This window comes from Chromobacterium indicum (genome assembly GCF_039708975.1).
Taxonomy (GTDB): domain Bacteria; phylum Pseudomonadota; class Gammaproteobacteria; order Burkholderiales; family Chromobacteriaceae; genus Chromobacterium; species Chromobacterium piscinae.
The window spans coordinates 23,774-33,421 of the sequence record NZ_JAYFSJ010000020.1 but is presented as its reverse complement, the minus strand read 5'-3'; the positions used below and the strand labels follow the sequence as shown (position 1 = coordinate 33,421).

Genomic DNA, 9,648 nt, shown 5'->3' with positions numbered 1-9,648 from the left:
CAGGCGAAAGCCAAGCAGCACGCCGACACGGAAGCTGTGAAACAGAAAGCAGCGGAGCAGGCGAAAGCCAAGCAACACGTCGACGCGGAAGCTGTGAAGCAGAAAGAAACTGAGCAAGCTCAGACCAAGATCGAAGCTGCAGGAAAGAAAGAACCCGCTCAGCCCAAACAGCAAGCCGCGGCGAAGCCGGCCCAAAAGCAGCCCGCTCAAGCCAAGCCCGCCCAGCCAACTGGTCCCGTCAACTTGGATGCCCAGCTAGCCCAGCTTGCCGCTCTGCTCGGCCAGTTGAATGCCGCGCTGGCCCCGCTGGCCAAACCCATCCAAATCACCGTCGACGTGCAAAACGGCAACATCGTCGCCGCCGTCAACACCGCCAACAGCCAACAACAAAGGAGGAGCTGATGTTCAGCCTCAATGTGTTCGCCGGCCTGTCCGCCGGCCCCCTGGTGGACGCCAGCTTCCGCGGCGTGCGCTTCGATTGCCTGAAGAGCGTGGACAGCGCGCAGCGCGACCAGGCGATGCACGAATACCCGTACAAGGACGGGGCCGATGTGGAGGACCTGGGCCGCAAGGCGCGCAAGGTGTCGCTGTCGGCGATGTTCTGGGGCAAGGACTACCAGCACCGGCTGCGCGAATTCGTCGCCGCGCTGGACGCCGCCGGCCCCGGTGAGCTGGTCCATCCGGTGTTCGGCAGCATGCCGCAGGCCCAGGTGGTGGATTACCAGATCAGCCACGACGCCGACGCCACCGACTCCTGCACCGTGGAAGTCAACTGGGTGGAAGCCACGCCGGGCAATCCCTTCTTCGCCGCCAAGAAGACGCTGCCGCAGGTGGAGGCCATCTCGTCCCAGGTGGACAAGCTGCGCCAGATGGCCGGCGAGGCCTTTTCCAAGGCCCAGGGCCTGGTGGCCACCGCCAAGGGCGCGCTGGCCCGCGTCGCCGCGCTGCGCCAGCAGTTGACCGCCACCGTCCGTCAGTTGGCCGCGATGGCCAACCAGGCGGTGGCCCAGGTGACCGATCTGCTCGCCTATCCGCAAGCCTTCGTCGCCCAGGCCAAGCAACTGGTGGATGCGGCCGCCAACTGGCGCTTCGATCTGAAAGCGGAAATCGGCCCGCTGCCGGCGCTGAAGACCGCCGCCGAGATGTCGTCCGCCACGCTGGCCGACTGGAAGGCGCTGCGCCGCCGGCTGGAAGGCCTGCCGGACGCGGTGCGCCAGGGCATCTCGCCGGTGTCCGCCAGCGCCTCGCTGTCGGTGTGGAGCGACGACCAGCGCCGCATCGACGCGCTGCTGCAGCTGAACGTATCCACCAAGCTCGCCTCCGCCGCCGGCGGCATCTTCGCCAGCGAAGCGCAGAAACCGACGCTGACCCCGCCGGCGCTGGAGCAGATCGCCGGCGACGTGCGCGCCTCGCTGCAGACCACGATAGACCAGTGGCGCGCCGCGCTGCCGGCCGAGGACGCCTACAAGGTGGTGGACGGCCTGCGCGAGCTGGGCCTGCAGGTGCAGCAAGGCGCAGCCGCGCTGATCGCCGCCAAGCCTCCGCTGCTGAAGCGCAAGGTGGAATCCGCCTGCAATCTGCGCCAGCTGGCCCACCTGTGGTACGGCGACAGCGAGCGCGCCGCCGAGCTGCTGCGGCTAAATCCGCAGCTGTCCCAACCCAACCATCTGACTCCGGGGACCCTGGTCTATGGCTACGCCAGCTAATCACACCGTCAGCCTGCAGATAGGCGGCCGCCAGCATGGCGACTGGACCCACTATTCGGTCGATTCCGACCTGGTCGTCGCCGCCGACGCCTGGCAAGTGTCGCTGGGCCTGCCCGGCGGCGTCTTCCCGCCCGACGTGGAACCCGGCGCGATGGTTAAGGTGCTGGTCGGCGACGAAACGGTGCTGATGGGCCGCATCGACGACATCAGCCACAGCGTGGCGTCCGGCAGCCACCAGCTGGCGCTGTCCGGCCGCGATCTGGCCGGCATGCTGCTCGACTGCAGCGCACCGCTGTTCACCGGCAAGGGCATGACGCTGCAGGACGTGCTGGACAACGTGGTGAAGCCGCTGGGCGTCGCCAGCATCCGCGTCGACGCCAAGGCCAAGGGACAGATCGAGAAGATCAACGTCGACCCCGGCAACAGCGCCTGGGACGTGCTCACCCGCGCCGCCCAGGCCAACGGCCTGACCGCCTGGTTCGACCCGGACGGCACCCTGGTGGTAGGCGGCCCGGATTACAGCCGGCCGGCCAGCGCGCGGCTGATCCTGCGCCGCGACGGCAAGGGCAACAACGTGCTCAGCCTGGCGGAGACGCGCTCCCACGCGCAGCGCTATTCCGAACTGACACTGCTGGGCCAGGGCCACGGCCAGTCGCTGACGCCCGGCCGCCACGCAATGCGGCACCACGTCTTCGATTCCGACGTCTGCTACCACAAGCCGCGCATCCAGGTGGAGCCGGACGCCGCCAGCCCGGCCGAGCTGGCCGCCCGCGCCGACAAGATGCTGGCCGACGCCCGCCTGGCCGGCTACACGCTGACCGCCACCGTGGCCGGCCACCGCGACAGCCAGGGCGCGCTGTGGACGCCGGGCCAGCGCATCGAGGTGGAAAGCGAGCCGCACGGCATCAACGGCACCTATTTCCTGATGTCCCGCACCTTCGAAGGCGGCCGCGGCCAGGGCAGCGTCACCCGGCTAACGTTGAAGGAAGACAAGTGCTGGATTCCGGTGATGCGCGCCGGCAAGCAATAAGGAGAAAAACATGTGGCATGAAGTAGACCAACGCATCCGCCGCGCCTTCAGCAATGTGCGCCAGGGCTTCCGCGCGGTGCTCACCCACGTCGACAGCGACGGCGGCGTGCAGGCCGCGCAGGCCGACGCGCTGGCCGGCGAGCGGCTGCAGGACGCCGAGCTGTTCCAGCACTACGGCTACACCTCCAACCCGCCGCCGGGCAGCATGGCCATGGTGCTGCCGCTGGGCGGCCGCACCAGCCACAGCGTGGTGATCGCCACCGAGCACGGCAGCTATCGGCTGCAATCTCTGCAGCCGGGCGAAGTGGCGCTGTACAGCGACGAAGGCAGCAAGATCGTGCTCAAACGCGGCCGGATCATCGCCGTGGAATGCGATACCTTCCAGCTCGACTGCAAAACCTGGCAGGTCAACGCCAGCGAACAGGCCAGCTTCGCCACGCCCACGCTGAACACCAGCGCGCAGTTCATCGCCCAGGGCCAGATCAGCGGCAACGGCGGCCTGGCCATCCAGGGCGGCGGCGGCGCCAAGGTCACCGGCAGCGTCAGCGCCAGCGGCGATGTGAAGGCCGGCGGCATCAGCCTGCAAGGCCACATCCACAATGGCGACTCCGGCGGCGTCACCAGCCCGCCAAAAGGCTGAGCCGGCCCCAGGCCGCACCGCGCGCGGCCACTGACCCCCGTCCCCTGATCCTCCAACCGCCAAACCCGGAAAATAACGCCATGGACCCACTATTGGACCCTATCACCGGCGACTACGCCGGCGGCTCCACCGACACCCTCGCCAATGCCGTCTACCTCCGTCTGATGACCCCGCTGGGCGGCTGGTGGGCCGACCCGACGCTGGGCTCGCGCCTGCATGAGCTGTCCCGCAGCAAGGACAGCAGCCGCATCGACCTGTTGGCCTGCCAATACGCCGAGCAGGCACTGCAGCCGCTGCTGCAGGATGGCCGCGCCAGCCGCGTCCAGGTGTCGTCGCAGCGGCAAGGCCCCGGCCGGCTGCTCCTGAACATCGAAGTCGCCGAAACCGGCGGCCACATCCGCCATTTCCAACACCAAGTGAGGATAGCCTGATGCCCCTGTCCACTCCCGATTTCGCCAGCATCCGCGACACGCTGCTGCGAGACCTGCAAAACCTGCGCGCCGATGCCGACATCGCGCCGGACAGCGATTACTTCGTCCGCGCCAGTTCGGTGGCCAGCGCAGTGGAGGGCCTGTACCAGCACCAGAGCTGGATCGCCCGCCAGATCTTCCCCGACACCGCCGACAGCGAATATCTGGAGCAACACGCCCTCCTGCGCGGCATCGTGCGCAAGCCAGCCACCGCGGCCAGCGGCACGCTGAGGATCAGCGGCGACGCCGGCGTCGTCGTCACCGGCAGCCTGCAGCTGCGCGTGGGCGAGCAGCTGTACGCCACCCCGGCCACCAATCCCAACGGCAGCCCGTATTCGGTCCGGCTAGACGACAACAAGCAGGCCGAGCTGCCCATCTTCGCCAGCCAGGCCGGCGCCGCCGCCAACCAGCCGGACAATCTGCCGGTGGAGCTGATGCAGGCGCCGTCCGGCGTCAAACCCAAAGCGCTGCTGCTCAGCATGCGCAACGGTGTGGACGTGGAAGATGACGCGGCCCTGCTGGACCGGCTGCTGGAGCTGATCCGCCGCCCGCCGACCGGCGGCAACAAGCACGACTACCGCCGCTGGGCGATGGAAGTGAAAGGCGTCTCCGCCGCCTACGTCTACCCGCTGCGCCGCGGCCTGGGCACCGTGGACGTGGTGATCACCGCCAATGGCGACCTGCCGTCGCAGGAAATCCTCGCCAATGTACAAGCTCATATCGAGGATCTGCGTCCAGTCACCGCCAAGAGCTGTCTGGTGCTGGCGCCGACGCCGCGCCCGGTGGACATCGACGTGGAGCTCAACCTGGGCGGGGCGAGCCTGGACGCGTTCACGCCGCTGTTGCAGCAGACGCTGCAGGCCTACTTCGCCGGCCTCGCCCCGGGCGAACGGCTGGTCAAGAGCCGGATCGAGGCGCTGATCTCCGACCTGCCCGGCGTGCAGGACCGCAAGCTCAACTCGCCGGCCAACAACGTCGATCCCATCTCTGATCCCACCAAAGTGGAATGGCTGCGGCTGGGCAAACTGACAGTGGGGCTGCTGAAATGACGCCGCAACCACCCTATCAAGACTTGCTGACCCGGCTGCTGCCACCGGTCAGCTACAACCCGAACGGGCCGCGGCTGCAAGCCGAACTGGCCAGCGAAGGCGCGGCGCTGGACCGCACGCAGAACTCCGCCCGCCAGCTGGTCGGCGCCGTCACCCCTCAGCAAGCCGAGGCGATGCTGCCAGAATGGGAGCGGGTATGCGGCCTGACGCCGCAGTCCGACGCCACCTACCAGCAACGTAGGCAAGCGGTGCTGGCCAAGCTGGCCGAAACCGGCGGCCTGTCCATCCCCTACTTCATCCGGCTCGCCGCCGGCATGGGCTACAAGATCCAGATTGAAGAGCCACAGCCGTTCCGCGCCGGGGTCAACCGCGTCGGCGATCGATTATGGCCTGAGGACGTCATCTGGCACTGGCGGGTCACCGCGTTCGGCAGCAAGATTCAACCCTACCAATTCCGCGCCGGGCAATCGCTGGCGGGCGAACCGTTGTGCGCCTTCGGCGATCCCAGACTGGAAGAATTGTTCAACGACCTCAAACCCGCCCATACTCTCATCCGCTTCGCTTACCAGCCGTAAAGCCTCCCCAAACGCGCGCCCACGCGCGTTTTCTCCCCGCCTTTCCCTTCCTCTCGACGCCGAACCCACTCGGAGTCCCCGTCCCATCCTTTTCCAGGAGCGCCTCATGCAAGACCCGATCAAGCCCGTTCCCACGCCGGACCAGAAGTTCCACGATGGCAATCCCTCCACTGGCGAGCTGGGCACTGTTGTCTCCGCCGACTGGCTGAACACCGTGCAATCTGCTCTCCAGGCCACCCAGCAGGAAGTGCTGTCAGTGATCAACAGCAACAACGGCCAGCAAGCCGATCCGGCGCGCCAGGACCAGCTAGTGCAGGCGATCAAACAGCTGGCCTGGGGCGGCAATGCCAAGCCGACTACCCTGGCGGGCTACGGCATCGCCGATGGCCTGACCCTGCGGCCGCAACTGGGCGACAGGGTCGACTTGAACAACATCGCCGACGACGGCCTGTATCACAATCCCGCCAACGCTTACGCCGCCAACGGCGCCAACTACCCGGCGCCGTACGCCGGCTTGCTGTTTGTCTTTGCCGACGGCGAGATGGTCTACCAACAGTATCAGTGCTACAACAACGCCGGTTGCTGGTACCGTTGCCGCTACCGCGGCAACTGGAGCCAATGGCAGAAGCTGGCCGACGCCGCCACCACGCTGGCCGGCTACGGCATCACCGACGGCGCGACCAAGGCCGAGCTGAAGGCGGCGGTGGACGGCCTGGTCAGCGGCGCGCCGGGCGCGCTGAACACGCTGCAGGAACTGGCGGCAGCGCTGGGCAACGACAACAACTTCGCCTCCACCATCACCAACAAGCTCGCCGGCAAGGCCGACAAGTCCAGCTCGCTGGCTGGCTACGGCATCAACACGCTGGCGCTATCCACGGCTCAGACCGCGCAGATCATCAAAACCACGCCCAATAACTACGACAACAGCCTCTACACCAACGGCACCCTGGAACTGCGCTCCACCGGCACCGACTTCCCATCGCTGGGTCTGCACCGTCCCGGCAACAGCGCGGTGGCGCTGGTTCATAAAGGCTATGGCAACGATACCCTGATGCTGAAGGAGGCTTCCGGCGGCGAATATCGCGTCTGGCACTCCGGCAACGATGCCTCTTTCATCAAGAGACGCCGCTATCGCATCAGCGTTGACGATAAAACCTCCCTCGACGACGCCATCACCGCTTGCGAGACCGGCTTCAACTACGGCACCTCCAGCGGGGTCAACGGTCCCTACATCGCTTTCGGCGGCCTGGGAGAGGCAAGCAGCAATCTCAATTACCCCTGCCAACTGACCGCCGATTACACCACCGGCTACGTGATGCGCTTCCGTACCCGAAACGATGACGCCAACCGTTGGAATCCTTGGCATACCTTGATTCATGACGGCCACTTGACCGGCCAGGTCGCTTTCTTCGCGATGGCCACCCCGCCCGATGGTTGGCTTCCGGCTAATGGCGCAGCGATCAGCCGCAGTACGTTCGCTTCTCTATTTGCCGCCATCGGCATCACATACGGCGCCGGCGATGGCACCAGCACCTTCAACCTTCCCGACCTGCGCGGAGAGTTTGTGCGCGGCTGGGATGCCAACGTGGATCAGGGCCGGGTATTTGGCTCCAAGCAGAAAGGATCGCTGGTCATTCATAACGACGACCAAGACACCTACGCGGGCGGCATCATCAACAATATGACCAACAAGGCTGTACGCGATGTCGCGGGCTATGACTTTGTGCCCGAAGTGAAGGATTACACCAGCGGGCTGGTTATCAATAACCTGACCCTGCTCAACCAGCAAACCATCAGCCAAGTCTTCGCTGGCAATCCTCAAAACTGGATGTACATGACCCGCCCCCGCAACATCGCCCTGCTCCCCTGCATCAAGTACTAAGGAAACCGCCATGCAAGACAACAAAACCGTCTACGACTACCACCCGCAAACAGGGGAGTATCAAGGTCCTATCGCAGCTACACCCTCTCCGTTGGAACCCGGCGTCTGGCTGCTGCCCGCCCACAGCACCGAGTTGCAGCCGCCGGTCGCCGCCGAACGCCAGACTGCCGTCTTCCACGACGGCGGCTGGACCGTGGCGCCGGACTGGCGCGCCGTCAAACTGTGGAGCATCGAGACTGCGCAATCCGTCCAGGCTCGCCTGGGAGATACGCCCGACAGCCTGCGCGCCACGCTGCTTCAGCCCTGCGACTTCCCGGTCTGGGACGGCAAGAACTGGGCAATCAACAAAACCGCCCAAGCCGCCGCGCTGGCGCAAAAAACCGACTCCGAGCTGAAGCAGCGCCTGGCCGACGCCTACGCCGCCCGCCGGCCGCTGGAAGATGCCGAGTCCATCGGCATCGCCACCGCCGACGAGCTGCAAAAGCTGGCCGCCTGGAAACGCTACTGTGTGGATCTGTCCCGCCTGCCGGACCTTGCGATGTGGCCGCGGCTGGTGGAGGGCGACTGGCCCAAGCAGCCTGCTTAAAAACCTAGCTCGCGACACCTGGAAACGGCAGCCCCACCCTGCCGTTTTTCGCGCTTGCCGCACTGACATCCGTCCACTGAGCCACCGCCTCCGCTTCCCGCACAATCACCGTCATTCCGAATCAGCGACATCTGTCATCGGCCCCGGCGGCCGATTTCTCTTTACCCGCGGGAGGCGCCCCACATGCAAAACCAGCTTAAACCCATCAACAGCTCGGACGGCCAGTTCCAGGATGGCAACCCTTACACCGGCGCGCTCGGCACCGTGGTCACTTCCGAGTGGCTGAACGGCGTGCAATCGGCGGTTCAATCCACGCAGCGCGAATTGCTGAAGCTGCTGCAAGACAGCAAGCAGGACCCCGACTCCAATCGCGACGACCAATTGCTGCAAGCGGTGCGCAACATCGCCTGGGGCGGCAACGCCAAGCCCGCCACATTGGCCGGCTACGGCATCGCCATCGCCAGCCAGGCCGAAGCGGAAGCCGGCACAGACAACGTCAAGGCTATGACGCCGCTGCGCGTGGAGCAGGCGCTGAACGCCGCCGGCCTGTCCGGCTACGCCAAAAATATCACCAACGGATCGCTGCAAACCGTGCGTCCCAACGGCATCTATCACGTCGACGCTTTCGGTCAAGTCAGCGGCGCGCCGGAGAAAAGCAACGGCATGCTGTTGACTAGCTTCCTCAGCGACAAATGGGGCAGCCAGGTCTACTGGATGTGGGGCGGCGCCACTTATGAACAGCGGCTGGAAAACGGCAACTGGCTACCTTGGGTAAAGCTGCTGAAAACCGGGCAGCAAAGCACCCTTGCCGATTACGGCATCACCGACGGCGCCAGCAAAACCGACCTCCAAACTGCGGTCAACAATCTGGTCGCCGGCGCGCCGGATGCGCTGAATACGCTGCAAGAACTAGCAGCTGCGCTGGGTCGCGATCCCAACTTCGCCGCCACCATCACCAACCAGTTGGCTGGCAAGGCAGGCAAGGCCACCACGCTGGCCGGCTACGGCATCGCCGATGCCGCCGCCAAGAACGGCGACGCAAGCCAGGCATTCAATGTCGCGCCCGCCACTCAGGGCCAACATGCGGTTCAGATGAGCCAACTGTTCGGCGGCCTCAGGGGCATGCAGCAGTTCACCGCCAGCAGCGCATTCACGGTGCCGCCCAGCGTGACGCGGTTATACGTGACGCTGGTCGGCGGCGGCGGCGGCGGCGCGGGGGCAATCTCTGGCGCGCCCTATACCCCCGGCGGCGGCGGGGCTGGGGGCGTTCTTTTCAAGACTCCCCTCGCCGTCACCCCGGGACAGACCATCCCGCTGACGATAGGCGCCGGCGGCGCCGGCGGAATCGGCTCCGGCAACGGCGGTACCTATGCCAACAGCACAGGCGGGGCCGGTGGCACCACCACCTTCGGCAACCTGAGCATTGGCGGCGGCGGCGGCGGCGCTTGCCAACCCTCTCATTCGAACGGAGGCGCTCCCGGCAGCACATCTCTGGCCGGCTATGGCGGCCCCGGCAGCGATTTGCCGAATACGCGGCCCGACGGCGGCGCGGGCGGCTCCAATATCTTCAGCGCCCCCTCATTTGCCGGCCATGGACCGCAACCCAGTGTTTTGTATGGCGGCGGCGGCGGCGGCGGTCGAGCTGCCACATATAACTACAATGGCCAGATCGGCGCATCCGGCTTAGTCATCGTTGAATGGTAGGAGGAA

The 9,648-nt window shown here is 66.0% G+C and carries 10 protein-coding genes; all 10 read left to right on the top strand.

Annotated features, from left to right (window positions below; translation table 11 throughout):
- Window positions 1–402: hypothetical protein (locus tag VA599_RS21545; protein WP_429838947.1), on the top strand; the 402-nt coding region annotated here is incomplete at its 5' end.
- On the top strand, window positions 402–1,706 hold the full coding sequence (locus VA599_RS21540; protein ID WP_346790564.1) for a DNA circularization protein: 1,305 nt from the start codon (window positions 402–404) through the stop codon (window positions 1,704–1,706). The genes VA599_RS21545 and VA599_RS21540, both read left to right, overlap by 1 nt.
- Window positions 1,690–2,736, top strand: coding sequence for a phage baseplate assembly protein (locus VA599_RS21535; protein ID WP_346790563.1), 1,047 nt, complete (start codon window positions 1,690–1,692; stop codon window positions 2,734–2,736). Before VA599_RS21540 ends, VA599_RS21535 begins: the two co-directional genes overlap by 17 nt.
- A 10-nt stretch (window positions 2,737–2,746) precedes the next feature.
- Window positions 2,747–3,376 carry a phage baseplate assembly protein V gene (locus VA599_RS21530; RefSeq protein ID WP_346790561.1) on the top strand — a complete coding sequence of 210 codons (630 nt, stop codon included), beginning with the start codon at window positions 2,747–2,749 and terminating at the stop codon, window positions 3,374–3,376.
- Window positions 3,377–3,456: 80 nt separating this feature from the next.
- Entirely contained in the window at window positions 3,457–3,807 is a 351-nt protein-coding gene (locus VA599_RS21525; RefSeq protein ID WP_031295414.1) for a phage GP46 family protein, read from the top strand.
- Entirely contained in the window at window positions 3,807–4,895 is a 1,089-nt protein-coding gene (locus VA599_RS21520) for a baseplate J/gp47 family protein (RefSeq protein WP_346790559.1), read from the top strand. Before VA599_RS21525 ends, VA599_RS21520 begins: the two co-directional genes overlap by 1 nt.
- On the top strand, window positions 4,892–5,470 hold the full coding sequence (locus VA599_RS21515; protein WP_346790557.1) for a YmfQ family protein: 579 nt from the start codon (window positions 4,892–4,894) through the stop codon (window positions 5,468–5,470). The genes VA599_RS21520 and VA599_RS21515 overlap by 4 nt, the downstream gene beginning before the upstream one ends.
- A 106-nt stretch (window positions 5,471–5,576) precedes the next feature.
- Window positions 5,577–7,352, top strand: coding sequence for a tail fiber protein (locus tag VA599_RS21510; RefSeq protein WP_346790556.1), 1,776 nt, complete (start codon window positions 5,577–5,579; stop codon window positions 7,350–7,352).
- Between the two features lie 10 nt (window positions 7,353–7,362).
- Complete coding sequence (locus VA599_RS21505) at window positions 7,363–7,938, top strand: tail fiber assembly protein (protein WP_346790555.1); 576 nt, start codon at window positions 7,363–7,365, stop codon at window positions 7,936–7,938.
- 183 nt (window positions 7,939–8,121) lie between these two features.
- Window positions 8,122–9,642, top strand: coding sequence for a glycine-rich domain-containing protein (locus VA599_RS21500; protein WP_346790553.1), 1,521 nt, complete (start codon window positions 8,122–8,124; stop codon window positions 9,640–9,642).
- Window positions 9,643–9,648: the final 6 nt, after the last annotated feature.

Bases quoted from the DNA above. Each gene is read 5' to 3' on its own strand.
- VA599_RS21540 (WP_346790564.1), top strand. From the start codon at position 402: ATGTTCAGCCTCAATGTGTTCGCCGGCCTGTCCGCCGGCCCCCTGGTG.
- VA599_RS21535 (WP_346790563.1), top strand. From the start codon at position 1,690: ATGGCTACGCCAGCTAATCACACCGTCAGCCTGCAGATAGGCGGCCGC.
- VA599_RS21530 (WP_346790561.1), top strand. From the start codon at position 2,747: ATGTGGCATGAAGTAGACCAACGCATCCGCCGCGCCTTCAGCAATGTG.
- VA599_RS21525 (WP_031295414.1), top strand. From the start codon at position 3,457: ATGGACCCACTATTGGACCCTATCACCGGCGACTACGCCGGCGGCTCC.
- VA599_RS21520 (WP_346790559.1), top strand. From the start codon at position 3,807: ATGCCCCTGTCCACTCCCGATTTCGCCAGCATCCGCGACACGCTGCTG.
- VA599_RS21515 (WP_346790557.1), top strand. From the start codon at position 4,892: ATGACGCCGCAACCACCCTATCAAGACTTGCTGACCCGGCTGCTGCCA.
- VA599_RS21510 (WP_346790556.1), top strand. From the start codon at position 5,577: ATGCAAGACCCGATCAAGCCCGTTCCCACGCCGGACCAGAAGTTCCAC.
- VA599_RS21505 (WP_346790555.1), top strand. From the start codon at position 7,363: ATGCAAGACAACAAAACCGTCTACGACTACCACCCGCAAACAGGGGAG.
- VA599_RS21500 (WP_346790553.1), top strand. From the start codon at position 8,122: ATGCAAAACCAGCTTAAACCCATCAACAGCTCGGACGGCCAGTTCCAG.